The sequence below is a fragment of the Paenibacillus luteus genome, assembly GCF_006542765.1.
In the GTDB taxonomy this organism is placed as follows: domain Bacteria; phylum Bacillota; class Bacilli; order Paenibacillales; family Paenibacillaceae; genus Pristimantibacillus; species Pristimantibacillus luteus.
Map to the genome: position 1 here is coordinate 177,783 of NZ_SKCD01000097.1, position 15,412 is coordinate 193,194.

14 protein-coding genes are annotated in these 15,412 nt (G+C 48.0%); all 14 read right to left on the reverse strand.

Going from position 1 to position 15,412, the window contains the following annotated elements:
- Positions 1-14: 14 nt before the first annotated feature.
- On the reverse strand, positions 15-1,031 hold the full coding sequence (nuoH, locus tag E0496_RS35085; protein ID WP_141506519.1) for an NADH-quinone oxidoreductase subunit NuoH: 1,017 nt from the start codon (positions 1,029-1,031) through the stop codon (positions 15-17).
- Positions 1,031-2,131 carry an NADH-quinone oxidoreductase subunit D gene (locus E0496_RS35090; protein WP_141506520.1) on the reverse strand — a complete coding sequence of 367 codons (1,101 nt, stop codon included), beginning with the start codon at positions 2,129-2,131 and terminating at the stop codon, positions 1,031-1,033. Before E0496_RS35090 ends, nuoH begins: the two co-directional genes overlap by 1 nt.
- 7 nt (positions 2,132-2,138) lie before the next feature.
- Positions 2,139-2,870: an NADH-quinone oxidoreductase subunit C gene (locus tag E0496_RS35095; protein ID WP_241675102.1), complete on the reverse strand. Its 732-nt coding sequence runs from the start codon at positions 2,868-2,870 to the stop codon at positions 2,139-2,141.
- Positions 2,867-3,385: a NuoB/complex I 20 kDa subunit family protein gene (locus tag E0496_RS35100; RefSeq protein WP_139996915.1), complete on the reverse strand. Its 519-nt coding sequence runs from the start codon at positions 3,383-3,385 to the stop codon at positions 2,867-2,869. Before E0496_RS35100 ends, E0496_RS35095 begins: the two co-directional genes overlap by 4 nt.
- Complete coding sequence (locus E0496_RS35105) at positions 3,370-3,741, reverse strand: NADH-quinone oxidoreductase subunit A (RefSeq protein ID WP_141506521.1); 372 nt, start codon at positions 3,739-3,741, stop codon at positions 3,370-3,372. The genes E0496_RS35100 and E0496_RS35105 overlap by 16 nt, the downstream gene beginning before the upstream one ends.
- A 98-nt stretch (positions 3,742-3,839) precedes the next feature.
- Positions 3,840-5,075, reverse strand: a complete 1,236-nt coding sequence (locus tag E0496_RS35110; protein WP_141506522.1) for a GerAB/ArcD/ProY family transporter — start codon at positions 5,073-5,075, stop codon at positions 3,840-3,842.
- Positions 5,076-5,080: 5 nt separating this feature from the next.
- Positions 5,081-5,332, reverse strand: coding sequence for a hypothetical protein (locus tag E0496_RS35815; protein ID WP_206669945.1), 252 nt, complete (start codon positions 5,330-5,332; stop codon positions 5,081-5,083).
- The gene (locus tag E0496_RS35120; protein ID WP_141506523.1) at positions 5,333-6,589 is read right to left on the reverse strand and encodes a Ger(x)C family spore germination protein; all 1,257 of its coding nucleotides are present in this window, start codon (positions 6,587-6,589) and stop codon (positions 5,333-5,335) included.
- A complete protein-coding gene (locus tag E0496_RS35125) occupies positions 6,586-8,199 on the reverse strand; it encodes a spore germination protein (protein ID WP_141506524.1) in 1,614 nt (537 codons plus the stop codon). Before E0496_RS35125 ends, E0496_RS35120 begins: the two co-directional genes overlap by 4 nt.
- Before the next feature lie 199 nt (positions 8,200-8,398).
- Complete coding sequence (locus tag E0496_RS35130; RefSeq protein WP_141506525.1) at positions 8,399-10,621, reverse strand: methyl-accepting chemotaxis protein; 2,223 nt, start codon at positions 10,619-10,621, stop codon at positions 8,399-8,401.
- A gap of 346 nt (positions 10,622-10,967) precedes the next feature.
- The gene (locus E0496_RS35135; protein WP_141506526.1) at positions 10,968-11,366 is read right to left on the reverse strand and encodes a F0F1 ATP synthase subunit epsilon; all 399 of its coding nucleotides are present in this window, start codon (positions 11,364-11,366) and stop codon (positions 10,968-10,970) included.
- Positions 11,367-11,390: 24 nt separating this feature from the next.
- Positions 11,391-12,794 carry a F0F1 ATP synthase subunit beta gene (gene atpD, locus E0496_RS35140; protein ID WP_139996907.1) on the reverse strand — a complete coding sequence of 468 codons (1,404 nt, stop codon included), beginning with the start codon at positions 12,792-12,794 and terminating at the stop codon, positions 11,391-11,393.
- Positions 12,795-12,872: 78 nt separating this feature from the next.
- The gene (gene atpG / locus E0496_RS35145) at positions 12,873-13,733 is read right to left on the reverse strand and encodes an ATP synthase F1 subunit gamma (protein WP_141506527.1); all 861 of its coding nucleotides are present in this window, start codon (positions 13,731-13,733) and stop codon (positions 12,873-12,875) included.
- Positions 13,734-13,892: 159 nt separating this feature from the next.
- Positions 13,893-15,407, reverse strand: a complete 1,515-nt coding sequence (gene atpA / locus E0496_RS35150; protein WP_141506528.1) for a F0F1 ATP synthase subunit alpha — start codon at positions 15,405-15,407, stop codon at positions 13,893-13,895.
- Positions 15,408-15,412 lie beyond the last annotated feature (5 nt).

The window sequence follows — 15,412 nt, forward strand, 5'->3', positions numbered from 1 at the left end:
CCTTCTCCCCTTTGCTAGTTCTTAATAAACAGCTCCAAGTACAAAGCCGTCAGAAAAACGTTGAGCAGTGAAATAGGCAAAAGCACCTTCCAGCCAAGTCCCATCAGCTGGTCTACTCGTATCCGAGGCATCGTTGCTCGAATCCAAAACAGGAAGAACACGATGAAGGCAAATTTGAGCAAAAACCATACAATGCCTGGAACAAAATCTAGAAATGGCGCCGGGGCGTGCCAGCCACCAAGAAACAGTACCGTAGTCAGCGCGGCAATCGCATAAACGTAAACATATTCCGAGAGCATAAAAAAGGCAAAGCGGAAACCGCTGTATTCCACGTGATAACCCGCAACAAGCTCCGATTCTGCTTCCGGCAAATCGAAGGGCGTCCGGTTAAGCTCCGAAATGGCAGCGATAATAAAGATTACAAATCCAATGATTTGGGGGAGAAAGTTCCAGTCCCAAAACCACCCACCATCCTGTGCCGCTACAATGTCCCTCAAGTTCAAGCTTCCGCTGAGCAAAATAACGCCTACGACCGAAATCACAAGCGGTACTTCATAGCTTATCATTTGCGCCGCCGAGCGCATACCCCCAAGCAGGGCATACTTGTTATTAGAAGCCCATCCGCCAAGCACGATCGCCAGCGTAGATATGCCGGATAATGCCACATAATAAAGCAATCCTACATTGAGATCGGCAAAATAAAGCTTTTGCGTATAGGGGATTACAGCCAGCACGGAGAAAGCAGGGATGTACGCCAGCGCCGGCGCAATAATGAATAGTACCCGGTCAGCCTTGCGCGGAATCGTATCTTCCTTAATCAGCAATTTGAAGATATCCGCAACGGTCTGCAGCAGGCCCAGCGGGCCTACACGATTGGGGCCGATGCGCAGCTGCATCCAGCCAATGACCTTACGCTCGAAATAAATGGCATACGTCACGAAACCCAGCACAATAAACAGGAATACAACCACCCAAAGGAACAGCACAAGCGCATTGCTCCATGTGAGAGCCTGGTTAAGCCAAGGCTGCATCAGCAGTCCACCTCCCCAACAACAATATCGATGCCGCCTAATATCGTGATGAGGTTCGTCATGGTTTCTCCAACAAGCAGCTTGGGCAAAATTTGCAAATTAACGAAAGAGGGGCGCCGGAACTTGAGGCGGTAAGGCTCGGCTTTGCCTTTGGAAACAATATGGCAGCCAATTTCGCCGCGCGGCGATTCAATGCGCACATAAACTTCTCCAGCAGGAGGACGAATCACGCGCGGAACCTTTCCCATCGTATCGCCGCCAGACGGAAATTGCGCCAGCGCTTGCTTCAAAATACGCAGGCTCTGGCGAATTTCCTCCAGCCTAATTCGGTAGCGATCATAGCAATCGCCGATTTGTCCGAGTGGCACATCGAATTCAAACAGTTGATACAGGCTGTACGGCTCAGCTTTGCGAATATCAAAATCCACACCGGTGCAGCGCAGGTTGGCCCCTGATAAGCCATAGTCAATGGCTGTGGCCGCATCATATCGGCCTACACCCTTAATGCGGGCAAGAAATATTTCATTGCCGCTGACGAGCTTATCGTACTCTACAAGCTTATTCTCCATGTAAGGGATAAAGTCGCGCACCTTATCCAGCCAGCCTGGAGGCGCATCCCACTTCACACCGCCTACCCTCATGTAGTTATAGGTCAACCTAGCACCACAGAGCTCATTGAACAAATCAATAATTATCTCCCTGTCACGGAAAGCATACAGGAACGGGCTCATAGCCCCGATATCCAGCAAATAAGTTCCCCACCAAACCAGATGGCTGGCTACCCGCTGAAGCTCCATCACCACCAAGCGGAGATACTCCGCCCGTTCTGGAATTTCGAGCCCCATCATCGTCTCAACCGCGTGTACCAGGACGTAGTTATTCGTCATTGCAGAAACGTAATCCATACGGTCGGTATAAGGAATAATCTGCGTAAAATTTAAGTTCTCAGCAATCTTCTCGGTACCTCGATGCAAGTAGCCCATGACAGGTGTCGCCTCGGTAATGACTTCTCCGTCAAGCTTGACGATAATGCGAAATACGCCATGTGTGCTTGGATGTTGGGGACCAACATTCAACAGCAGTTCTTCTGTACGGATCAAGGGAAGCCTACACCTCCGAGTCTAACGATTCATAATCCTTGCGCAGTGGATGGCCCACCCAGTCGTCAGGCATCATTATTCTTCGCAAATCGGGGTGTCCGGGAAAATCAACGCCGAGCAGGTCAAAGATCTCGCGCTCGTTCCAGTTCGCCGTTGCCCAGACAGGAGCCGCTGAATAGACGGCCGCCGCTTCGCGGTCTGTTTTAATTTTGATTGCGACCTCGCGCTTGCTGCCAAGCGAAATCATATGATAGACAACTTCCATATGCGTCTCATAATCAACGCCTGAAACATTTCTTAAATAATTGAATTGCAGCTGCTCATGGCCCTTAAGAAGCTTAGCCACTTCGCGCCAATAGTGATTGCTAATGATAATCACGGGCATATCGGCATTCAACTCATTCAGGTATGCAGCCTCAACGGCACCATCGGCAACCTCTTGCCTCAGAAGCTCCGTTAGGCGATCCAGTTCCTTCTGCCTCGGAGACGGAGGCTTCGGCGCTTCTGGAGGGGCTTCAACTGCCTCCGCCTCTGCCGCTTTAGCTGCTGCTCTAGCAGCCCTAGCCTCAGCTGCTGCCTTCAGTTTCGCTTCTTTTGCAGCATCCACTGCAGGCGAATCTGTTCCCTCGGCAGAAGATAGCTTCGGTGCTTGGCTTTTTCCAGCGTCTTTCACTTGTCCCTCCAGATGATCCACACCGTCCATCGAAGGTTTCCCACTCTGGTCTTGTTCCTCGCTCACCGGCCTGTCACCCGCTTCCCGGTCTTGGCCTCGTAGCGAATTTTCTCCTGCAGCTTATTTATTCCATAGATCAGAGCCGCAGGGTTAGGCGGACAGCCCGGAATATACACGTCTACGGGTACGATCTGATCGACACCCTTGATCACGGAGTAAGATTTAATATAGGGTCCGCCCGCCGTTGCGCAAGAACCCATCGCAATGACCCATTTAGGCTCCGGCATTTGATCGTATAACCTTTTTAGAAGCGGTCCCATTTTCTTGGTCACCGTTCCCGCAACAATCATCACATCCGACTGCCGTGGCGAAGTGCGGAACATCACCCCAAAGCGGTCCAAATCATAATGCGAGGCACCCGTCCCCATCATTTCAATGGCACAGCATGCCAATCCGAAAGTCAGCGGCCATAAGGAGTTGCTCCTTGCCCATGCCTTTAATTGCTCCAAGGTGCCCATAAATACGTTGCGCTCCAGCTCTTTGCGTTCCTCTAGCGAAATTGACTCTAAACTGAATTCCATTTCAGCACCTTCTTCTTCCAGGCATATAGAAGACCGATAAGCAGCATTCCCGCAAAAATGAACATTTCGACTAGCACAAATAAGCCGAGCTTGTTATACGCAACGGCCCACGGATATAAGAAAACGGTTTCCACATCAAAAATGACAAACATAAGCGCAAATAGGTAATAGCGAATGTTAAATCGAACCTGTCCCTCACCTACTGGCTCATTGCCACTTTCATAGGTGGTTTGCTTCAGCTCCGTTGGTTTACTCGGCCTAAGCAGTCTGCCAACCGTTAATGCAATAACTGGAAGCAAGATGCCAAGTACGATAAAAATAGCCACGACGACATAGTTGTTGGCGTAGTTTTCCACACGATCGCCTCCGTCAATTCAATAGGTACGGACCGTTGCCGCTTGGTCAATTTTCCTCACAATTATAACAAATGCTGCCACACACGTCTATGACGGAGTTACGCCGGAGCAGGCTCCTTGTCCGCTTGTTTGTCCGCTTGATCACTCCCGTTTTTTGCCAAATTTTGTTCCTTTTTGTCTGCATCTTCATTCTCCCTCACAGGAGGAAAGCTTCCATCGCTCGTATCTTTTTTCCCACGTATCACTGCAATGACCAGAACCACTAACGGCAGAAAAAATCCATGAAACAAACTATAAATCGTCCAAACCCCCATGGCAAATACCTGAGTATGGGCAGCATTCCGATAGACCATTAAAGCAAGAGGCACGATAATGAACGAATAAGGAACTACTAGCGGCCGGTAGGTAGTCAGCTTAAGCATCTGCGCAGTCAATACGGCCAATACATACACGCAAAGCACAAGCTTCATAAAGACGGTACCGATCCATACCATCGCCACTAAAATTTCAACCCGTACCAATACTTCCTCGATATTAATATTTTTGGCCATATCATACACCGCAAAAGGGCTTCTGCTTGCCTCTGAAACGCCCATTACACCGACCAAAAATACCGTAATAAGCGTGCTGACGAAAGTAATTGCACCAGCAGAGAGTTTCAGCGACCTTCTCAGCTTCTTGCGATCCTGCTTCTTTACAAGCGGAAAGATTGCCGTAATAAACACAAATTCTGCAATAGGAAAGCCCAATATAGGATACATGCCTTTAATCGGCTGCTGCCAGCCGTTAAACAGAAACGGCTCGAAATTATGAAGATCAAATTGATTGAACAGGGAGAATAGCACGATTACAATGACGAACATTCCCCAGCCAAACAGAATCTCGCCTGTTCTGGCAATCGTCTCGATCCCGAGTAAAACTCCATAAATGATGACGATCATAAATGTCACGTCTATAAACCATTCGGGCGTAAGCGGCAATACGGAGAGATTCAAGAAGTCGGAGATGTTGCGCAGAACTAGCGCGCTAAGCAGAAGAAAAAAGAAGATGTACAATAAGGTCAGCAGCTTCCCTCCCCACACCCCCAGCACCTTCTCCGCATATTGCGCCAAAGACAGGTTGGGAAAGCGTTCTACAAGAGCCAAATAAATAATTAGAATAAAGTAATTAAACGGTCCAGCAAGCAGCATGGAAATCCATCCGTCCTGCCTTGCAATCGACGTCACGGCCGTTGGGAGGATAAGCGCCGCGCTGCCCAGCGCGAACAAAAATAAAAGCTTTGCGGCTTGTCCTGAAGTGATTTCCGCATTATTTATTCCTGCGTATTTGCTCATTTCTGCTACACCTCCTTCTCAATCCATTTGATTATCGGCCTATACACTGGCGAGAAAATGGCCGCAATCCAATCTGCCGGATTGGAAACGGGTATGCGGAGAATCTGAGCCATAATGAACACCGTACCGATAATGAGGATGAACAACGCCCACCCCCGCTCGCGGAAGCGAAGCCGATTGCTGTTGCGGACCCATATCCCCGTACCTACTGCGGCGGAAAGTAAAAAGACAACGATGCAAGCCAGCATACTGTTCACTCATTTCATAATAGATTCGCCACGTATACCGGAGCCCATGATTATCGTCTTGCAGGTGACTTGGCTTTTCACTTTAGGAAATACTGTCTCCCAATCTCCTTCGATTCGCCGCCAAATCTCGGGCTGATGCAAATAGACTTCTTTCCCCCAACCAGCGGCATCCGAGCGCATTTTGGTTTGCAGCCTTTTAATGGTGCTCTCTACCTCGCTCTTAACCGCCTGGCTTGTCAGCTCTCCGATCTCCAACAATACTTCCTCTTTAGATACTTCCACGCCAGGACACATAATTTCTTGTATGCCTCCGGTCAGCCTCAAATGCAGCTCAATGACTGGCATACCATCCTTGCCTTTCTTTACCTTTATGTCGGTTGCCGATTCCTGTATCTCTACGACGAGCTCTCCCTCCGATTTCGGACAGGCTAGCTTGACAACCGTACTTTTCACTTTGTCATGAATCCAGGACAGACCTCTGGATTCCTTAGGATTCAAATAGTCGATTAGCTTTCCATCCCGAAATATCGCCATGGTCGATAACACCGGAATGGCATTCGCAGGTATGCTATTCACGTTTTCATTCGAATGGCCCAAAAGCTTATCACCGCTAATTCGCATGGACGGGAGTGCGATTTGCTGTTTTCCCTCTCCAGTCATTCTTGTAATATCTTTGACCAGCATCACATAATTCATCGCATACGCCGCTTGACTCACTTCAATCATTTCGTGCAGCTGATTTACGGGTATCGATTCCATTTGGGTAGTTAGCTGCAGCAAATCCGCTGCCCTCACGCCTCTTGTAACAACGACTGAAATATCGGTCCGTATATCCGGGTTCCGCTCGATGAGATCGACCAATGGGTAAATCCCCTTCTTTGCCATCTGTTCGCTAATGATCAACATTTGTGTGTGCGAAAAAAACAATCGCCTGGACGTTTTTGTCGTCATTTTCCGAATGGCTTCGAATAGGGTATCTCCACTCTCTGTAAAAGTGGTCACCGCCGTCCCGCCAATTCCGCCCTTGCTTTCGGCTGCAACATTTTGCGGCAACACGACCTGAACGGTTAACTGTAGTTTCTGATTGCCTGTCGGGTCCTCATCAACACCTAGAGCAAGCACCACGCCAAGCTTGTCCAAATAACGTAAATCCCAGCAGCCGCTCAATAGGATGAGCATGCAGATCACCCATAGGTATAACAGTTTCCTGCCTATAAGCTTTACAGCGGATAGTCCCTTATTCGCAGGCTTGCTTCCATCGCTCATTGCTCCGGCTCCTTCCTAGGCTCCGTTTCGATACTTTGCCTGATTCTATTGCCAGAAGCCAGCTTCTGTGGGCGCTCACGCATAAGCCAAAGCGGTGCCCTTACAAGCGTGTCCTTCATATCCTTAAGAAACATAGGAGCAAACGGTTTAATGTAAGGCATGCCAAAGGACCTTAAGTTGCTTAAATGCAGCAGCAACATCAATACCACCACGCCAATTCCATAAAATCCGAGAGTAGATGCTGCTAATAGCAGGAAGAACCGAAGCAGCCTCGCTGCAATGCCTAAACTGTAGTTTGGTGAGACAAAGCTTGCAATCGCTGTAAAAGAAACGACAATAACAACGGCGGGGGACACAATCCCCGCCTCTACGACCGATTGCCCGATGACTAGACCGCCAACAATCGATATCGTATTCCCAGCGGCGCTAGGCATTCGAACGACGGCTTCCCGCAAAATTTCAAATACAAGCTCCATGATGAAAGCTTCTAAATAAGCAGGGAAAGGCACCCCTTCCCGCTGCGCGGCCAGCTTCAAGAGCAGCTGCGTTGGAATCATTTCTTGATGATAGCCTACAATGGCGACATAGACAGACGGCATAAGCAGCGCAATCATGAAGGACACAAAACGAAGCATCCGCAGGAAGGTTGCAATATCAAACCGCTGGTAATAATCTTCCGATGCTTGAAAAAACATATTTAAAATGGATGGTACAATGAGTACAAAGGGGGTACCATCCACTAGTATAGCTATTCGTCCTTCTAATAAGTTACCAGCCACCGCATCTGGCCTCTCGATGCTCATAATCGTAGGAAAAGGTGACCACACCTGGTCCGTAATGAGTTCCTCGATATAGCCAGATTCCAGTATGCCGTCTATATTAATCCCTTCCAGACGTTCTCTTAGATCTTTGAGCACATTTTCGTCCGCCAAGCCTTTGACATACATAATGCTTACCGGCGTTTGCGAAATCTCTCCAATCGTCCATTGTTCCATCCAGAGCTTCGGACTGCGAATTTTTCTGCGCAGCAAAGAAGTATTGGTGCGTATAGACTCCGTAAAGCCTTCTCTTGGCCCGCGGATAGCCATCTCCGTTTTGGGCTCTTCTACCCCACGTCTTGCTCCGCCGATCACATTCGCGCCTACCGCATGATCAGCTCCTTCAACAAAAATAATGCAATATCCCATAAACAGCTTCTGGAAAAGCAGCTTCCAGTCGCTAATATCAGTTACGATGCCTGTGGAGAGCTGGCTGCTCTTCATGAGTTCAAGCATTTCTTGAGGTTCTATGCTCCCATCCTGCGGGAAGAGATCTCGGTGCAGCGGTTGTATAATAAACTCATTCATACGTTCATCATCAATCATGCCCTGCACATATACGATAAGCGCCTTCGTGCGTCTAATGTCGGTTAAGAGAAGCTCACGGAAGATGATGTCCTGACTCTCTCCTAGCTCACTCTTAATGGATTCTAAGTTTTGAGTCAGAGACTTGAAAAGGGGCTTATCCGCAAATGGATCAAGCTGCTCCTGCTCATGGCGCTCCGCTTTCGTAGGTCGCTTTCCGGCCTTCTTGTCAGCCTTGGTCTTGCCCTGTCCAGTTGGTCTTAACATATGCCCCTCTCCTTCCTTCTGACTATTGGCAGTCCACCATAGGATAACTATTCCATGGCAGAAATATGTACACCATCGCAAACAGTTAGGATTAGCAGCGAAAGATAGAACATATTAGCAGCTCGATATTTCAAAAAAAAGAGCCGCAGAACCGTATTCATACGGTTTCTGCGGCTCTTTCCTCTGCTTAGCCTTATATTTATCTAATTCTCGAGTCTGTAAGCTTAAACTGCCCAACCAACTGCTGCAAGAGCGTCGTAATGGACTCCACGCTTTGCGAGGTTTGTCGGACGTTGGTCATTTCGCATATCAATTCCTGAACTTTGCCTTCCACATCAGAGGAAACCTTGCGATTTTCTCTGCTTACGAGAGCAATTTTCTCCATTAGCTGTACGACCTCATCCACCACCTGCGTCTTCCGAAGATCCTCCGCATGTGCAGATGCAAGCGTATTGGCCGCCGCTGCTACAAGCTGATTTCCTTCCTCAACTACGCGAGTTCCTTCGTCCATAGACGCGTAGGCTTGCTTGGCTTCATCGTAAATATGACGAGTGATCTCGTGGACCTCTTCGGTAGACTTTTTCGTCATATCGGCGAGCTTGCGGATTTCAGAGGCGACGACAGCAAATCCTCTACCTTGTTCACCTACTCTGGCTGCCTCAATGGAAGCATTAAGTGCCAGTAAATTTGTTTGTGATGATATTTGCTCAATAACAGATAGGACTCCTTGTATTTCCTGAACGGTGTCCATAAATTTATGGATGCTATCGTTGGTTTGTCCGACTTTTGCAGAAATATGCTGCATCTTGTCACCGATACGGTCAACCTCCGTTTTGGCAACGGCGATTTGCTCAGCCGCTTGCTCTTCTAGCTCTCGCAGCGTCGTCCGCATATCGCCTGCCGCATCCTTCGCCATGTCGATGTCCTTCAACTGCAACCTAATGCTGCCGATCATATCGGTTACCTTGCCGCTCACGCGCTCTGTAGAGGCCGAGGTGACCGCTGCAGACTCATTAAGCACCACTTGGCTGGATAACACATCGGCTGAAGCAAGCTTGACCTGAAGCATTATACCTTCTAGTGAGTCAATCATATTATTGATCCATTTCGCTAGTTCTTTTGATTCATCATTATCAAATTCTTGAAGCGGAAGCCGCTGGGTCAAATCTCCCTTGCCTTCTGCATTTATCCGAATGAAACTATTGATTTTGCGCAAGTGCGATACCACTCGCGTGGACTCTTTCTTCTGAAATGCTCCGCTATAGATAAGTCCAAACAATAGATTAAAAGCCCCGGCAGTCACAGCCGTTACCCATATCGGCGCATTACCGGCAATAAATACAATCAACAAAGCAGTTAAAATACTTAAGCTGATGATTGAGATTAACTGCAGCTTACGCTGTCTCCATCCGATACTGCGTATCCGGTATACCTCTTCCAAGTCGCCCTCACACATCATTCCCCATTTGTCTGGACAATGCGGAAGCTGAAAGGTAACGCCTTTGCCGATTACGGAAATATGCCGATAGTCGGAGTATCCTGGGAATTCTACAAACAAGTTGCTTCCGTTTCGAATCGTATTGGCTACACCGGGATGCAGCTCTCCAGTTGCTGGGTCCGTAAACATAATCTCAAGCTCTGTGTGCTCCTTTATGGATACAATTCCCCACTCGGTTTTCACGCCATCCTTTAAATTTTCACCGTGCGTGAACGTTCTGTCTTCAAAGCGGCTGCGTGATAGTGCCATCCCTGGAGCTATTTGCGTATTTAGATTAGCCTTAGCCATAAACAAATAATTGTCGCCAGAATCCGGATAGACATGACCTGATTCACGCTGAATGAGATCACCTAATACATCATTGGGCACTCTTCCACATAGCGTTCCCGCAAAACTGCCGTTGATAGTGAGGGGCAGCATAAACATTAAAGTCATTTGATCATGAAAGGAAGATGAGCGTGCCCCAAGCTTTAGCGTGATGGGATCGCTGAAAGGACCGAGTAAACATTTTTGTACGCTGCTCGTATGTGTCATGTAGGCTAGCCCAGTATGCAGGCAGCTGTCAGCTCCATATGCAATACCGATATGCCCTTGATAAGTAGAGCTATGTACCGTTTGTGTCGCATCCAGATAAAATAGCTCTGTAAAGTCAATGGCGCGTGCGTATGTTCTTTCAAATAAACGTTCTATTTGTGACTGTACTGTGGAAGTAGAAGAATTCTCGCTTTGGTTGAGTATCACTGACATTTGCTCACTCAGTCGATCTAAATGATTCCAATAATCCGTTGCCCATGAGGTCAGCAGCTCCTTACGTGTCTCGGCAATTCCTTCAAAGCTGTGCTCGACATCTGCTTTCAGCTCTTTATTCAAATGCCACGAAACCCAGAGCGGAAATCCCACCTTCGCACCTAACCAGTCAAACATACGACTCTCCCCCTGCTTGCTCTATCGTTTATAATGTTAACTATATTAACATATAATACAGGGAAATTCATACATAATATTAGAGTTTTTGTCGAAAAAACGTATTTTCGAGTAAACATATCATCATTTAGTCAGTAAAACACGAATATTAGAAGATATCTAACATGGATTATCTTGTATTTTGAATACAATATTCAAATGTTTGGGAAGTGCCATTGAAATTGGTTGTCGTCATTCATAAATGATAGGTAAAAACCTCAATGAGCTGGAAATCGGATAAGTTCACATACATTAAAAAAGCACCGCCAACGCTGTTATCAGCGCAAACGGTGCTTAAAGGTCTTACCTATTTTTGTTTAACATGCAGACGATTCATCGCACGCTGCAAAGCAAGCTCTGCACGGCGGAAATCGATTTGATCCTGCTTAGCAGCTAGCCGCTGCTGAGCACGCTGCTTAGCAGCCTCGGCACGTTCGATGTTAATGTCAGTGGAAAGCTCAGCGCTCTCCGCAAGAATAACGATTTTATCTCTGCGAACTTCGATAAAACCGCCATTAACTGCAATAACATCTACTTTATTGCCGCGTTTGATGACAACAGGAGCAATACGAAGCGGCGTTACGAGCGGAATGTGGTTTGGCAATATGCCAAGTTCACCTTCAACGCCTGATACACTAACCATATTCGCAGTCTCTGCGTACACCTTGCGCTCAGGTGTTACGATTTCTACCAAAAAAGAACTCATGTGGATTCCTCCCGCCCTTCGCTATTACAGCGTTTTGGCTTTCTCCACGGCTTCTTCAATCACACCAACATATCGGAAAGCTTCTTCCGGAAGGTCGTCATGTTTGCCCTCGAGAATTTCTTTAAAGCTGCGAACGGATTCTTTAACAGGTACGTATTTACCTTTGATACCTGTGAACGGCTCAGCAACGTGGAATGGTTGAGATAGGAAAAGTTGAATTTTACGTGCGCGAGACACGGTCAATTTATCTTCTTCACTAAGCTCATCCATACCTAGGATTGCGATAATATCTTGAAGCTCTTTGTAGCGTTGAAGAATTTTCTTAACGCCTTGAGCTACGTTGTAGTGCTCTTCGCCAAGTACAGCCGGGCTAAGGATACGGGAAGACGATGCGAGTGGATCTACCGCTGGGAAGATACCCATCTCGGAGATTTTACGCTCCAAGTTCGTTGTCGCATCCAAGTGGGCAAATGTCGTTGCAGGAGCTGGATCCGTATAGTCATCGGCAGGTACGTAGATCGCTTGGATCGATGTAACCGAACCTTTTTTCGTAGACGTGATACGCTCTTGCAGCTGACCCATTTCAGTTGCCAGCGTTGGCTGGTAACCTACCGCGGAAGGCATACGGCCTAGAAGAGCCGAAACCTCGGAGCCTGCTTGCGTGAAACGGAAGATGTTATCGACGAACAATAGTACGTCTTTGCCTTCTTCGTCACGGAAATATTCAGCCATAGTCAAACCAGTCAAAGCAACACGTTGACGTGCGCCTGGTGGCTCGTTCATTTGTCCGAATACCATCGCTGTTTTGCTTAGTACGCCAGAATCTTTCATCTCGTGGTAAAGGTCATTACCTTCACGAGTACGCTCACCTACACCTGCGAATACGGAAATACCGCCGTGCTCTTGCGCGATGTTGTTGATAAGCTCCTGGATCGTAACCGTTTTACCTACGCCCGCGCCGCCGAAGAGGCCGATTTTACCGCCTTTTGCGTATGGTGCGAGAAGGTCGATTACTTTAATGCCTGTTTCAAGAATTTCCGCTTGTGTCGACAATTGGTCGAAAGCTGGAGCTTCACGGTGAATCGGAAGATTAATCTTCGAAGTCACATCGCCTGCTTCATCAATCGGTTGGCCTAGTACGTTAAATACACGACCGAGTGTTGGCGCACCAACAGGAATCGTAATAGCTGCGCCAGTATCTACAGCGATCATACCGCGTACAAGACCGTCTGTCGTACTCATAGCTACGGCACGTACCTTATTGTCACCGAGGTGAACGGCTACTTCAAGCGTCAGGTTAATGTCAATGCCACCTGCTTCGCCCTTTTGCTCGATTTTGACAGCGTTCAAAATTTCCGGCAAATTGCCGCGTTCGAACTCTAAGTCTACGACCGGACCCATGACGGATACAACATGTCCTTTTTTCATGGTTTTCCCTCCTGGTTCCTTCTTGTTACTGCACGCCGGTCAGCTTATCGCAAGCGCCTGGCCTATGCAGTGCATATATTAAGATTGAGCATTTGCCCCTGCAACGATCTCGGAAATTTCCTGTGTAATCGCCGCTTGACGCGCTCTGTTGTAAGTGAGCGTCAATTGGTTGATAATCTTCGTTGCATTTTTCGTTGCGCTTCCCATGGCAGTCATACGTGCGCCGAACTCACTCGCTTTGCCGTCGAGAACCGCGCTGTAAATAAGCGTTTCCGCATACTTAGGCAGCAGCACTTCAAGTACGCCTTCCGGTGATGGCTCGTATTCATACGATGTTACAGCCGTGTTTCCGCCTACTTCTTCAAGTGGCAGCAAACGAACAGCTGTCGGAATTTGAGTAATCGCATTTACGAATTCGTTATAGTAAATATAAAGCTCATCATACGCGCCTTCGGAGAAGTTCTTGACCGCTGCATTTGCGACCGCTTTAATGTCAGCGAATGAAGGAGCGTCCGGCAAGCCGGTAACTTCCTCAACGATTGGCATATTGCGGCGGCGGAAATAATCGCGACCCTTCCGTCCAATCACGAAAAGTACGTACTCATCGCTTGATTTATGCTTTTCACGAATCGTTAGCGTTACTTTACGAAGAATATTCGCATTGTAGCCGCCTGCAAGACCACGATCGGATGTAATCACGAGATAACCCGTTTTCTTCACCGGACGCGTCTCCAGCATAGGATGCTTCACATCCCTAGTGCCGGCTGCGATGCTTGCAACAACTTCCTTCAGCTTCTCAGCATACGGACGCGATGCTTGCGCAGCTTCCTGAGCTTTTCTCAGACGGGAAGCGGCAACCATCTCCATTGCTTTCGTGATCTGCTTCGTATTTTGTTTACTCTTGATTTCGCGTTTAATATCGCGCATACCTTTTGCCATTTGGTTTCACCCGCCTTTGTTGCTTTGGACCTGCTCCAAAGCCTGGTGTTGGTGGAGTAGGCAGCCGAAGCCCGGACTTCATAAACGGGCTTAGACCTCTATTTCACGACGAAACAACAGCCTCGCTGCCAGAGCAGCAACGCTGCTATTCGTGCTTGATTATGCCGTTACAGCAAAGCTCTTTTTGAATTTATTAATGGCATCCACGAGAGCTTTCTCGTTATCGGAAGTGATGTCCTTCGTATCACGGATCGATTGGCCAATTTCAGGGCTGTTCGAATCGAGGTACGCGTGGAACTCTTTCTCAAAACGAAGGATATCGCCAACAGGAACTTCATCCAGATGGCCTTTAACCGCAGAATAGATTGAAATAACTTGCTTCTCAACCGGCATTGGCTGGTTAACATCCTGCTTCAGGATTTCCATCGTGCGAGCACCGCGGTTAAGGCGGGCAAGCGTCGATTTATCAAGATCAGATCCGAATTGCGAGAACGCTTGAAGCTCACGGTAAGCCGCAAGATCCAGACGGAGCGTACCTGCTACTTTTTTCATCGCTTTAATTTGAGCAGAACCACCTACACGGGATACGGAAATACCAACGTTAACCGCTGGACGTTGACCCGAGTAGAATAGATCGGCCTCAAGGAAGATTTGACCATCCGTAATCGAGATAACATTCGTAGGAATGTAGGCCGATACGTCGGATGCTTGCGTCTCAATAAATGGCAATGCCGTCATTGAGCCGCCGCCACGAGCATCGCTAAGCTTAGCTGCACGCTCAAGCAAACGGGAGTGAAGATAGAATACGTCACCTGGGTATGCTTCACGACCCGGTGGACGACGAAGCAAGAGTGAAAGCTCACGATAAGCAGCTGCTTGCTTCGACAAGTCATCATAGATAACGAGCACGTGCTCGCCTTTATACATAAAGTACTCGCCCATTGTGCAGCCCGCGTAAGGAGCAAGGAACAGCAATGGTGCCGGCTCAGATGCGCCAGCGGTTACTACGATTGTGTAATCAAGGGCACCGTGACGACGAAGTGTTTCTACAACGTTCGCAACAGTTGATTGTTTTTGGCCAACGGCAACGTAAATACATTTAACGCCATTGCCTTTTTGGTTGATGATCGCATCGATTGCAATTGCGGTTTTACCCGTTTGACGGTCACCAATGATAAGCTCACGTTGTCCGCGACCTACGGGTACCATCGCATCGATTGCTTTAATTCCAGTTTGCATAGGCTCATGAACCGATTTACGGTCGATAACGCCTGGTGCTTGGGATTCAATCGCGCGGAATTGAGTGGTGTTGATTGGTCCTTTGCCGTCAAGCGGCTGACCAAGTGGATTTACTACGCGGCCAAGAAGCTCTTCGCCTACAGGGACTTCCATGATACGGCCTGTACGTTTTACTTGATCGCCTTCACGGATATCCGTGTATGGTCCAAGGATAACGACACCAACGTTGCTTTCTTCTAGGTTCAAAGCCATACCGACAACACCGTTGGAGAATTCGAGCAATTCGCCCTGCATCGCATTTTCCAAACCGTGTACGCGGGCGATACCGTCACCGACATTGATTACGGTGCCGACGTCTACGACTTGAATTTCGGATTTATATTGTTCGATCTGTTGTTTAATCAGCGTGCTGATTTCATCAGGTCTGATACTCAATTCGT

What these genes read in the sequence shown, in the direction of transcription:
- atpG (WP_141506527.1), bottom strand. Translation starts at nt 13,733, where the DNA reads ATGGCAAAAGGTATGCGCGATATTAAACGCGAAATCAAGAGTAAACAA.
- E0496_RS35130 (WP_141506525.1), bottom strand. Translation starts at nt 10,621, where the DNA reads ATGTTTGACTGGTTAGGTGCGAAGGTGGGATTTCCGCTCTGGGTTTCG.
- nuoH (WP_141506519.1), bottom strand. Translation starts at nt 1,031, where the DNA reads ATGCAGCCTTGGCTTAACCAGGCTCTCACATGGAGCAATGCGCTTGTG.
- E0496_RS35100 (WP_139996915.1), bottom strand. Translation starts at nt 3,385, where the DNA reads ATGGAATTCAGTTTAGAGTCAATTTCGCTAGAGGAACGCAAAGAGCTG.
- E0496_RS35135 (WP_141506526.1), bottom strand. Translation starts at nt 11,366, where the DNA reads ATGAGTTCTTTTTTGGTAGAAATCGTAACACCTGAGCGCAAGGTGTAC.
- E0496_RS35120 (WP_141506523.1), bottom strand. Translation starts at nt 6,589, where the DNA reads ATGAGCGATGGAAGCAAGCCTGCGAATAAGGGACTATCCGCTGTAAAG.
- E0496_RS35110 (WP_141506522.1), bottom strand. Translation starts at nt 5,075, where the DNA reads ATGAGCAAATACGCAGGAATAAATAATGCGGAAATCACTTCAGGACAA.
- atpD (WP_139996907.1), bottom strand. Translation starts at nt 12,794, where the DNA reads ATGAAAAAAGGACATGTTGTATCCGTCATGGGTCCGGTCGTAGACTTA.
- E0496_RS35125 (WP_141506524.1), bottom strand. Translation starts at nt 8,199, where the DNA reads ATGTTAAGACCAACTGGACAGGGCAAGACCAAGGCTGACAAGAAGGCC.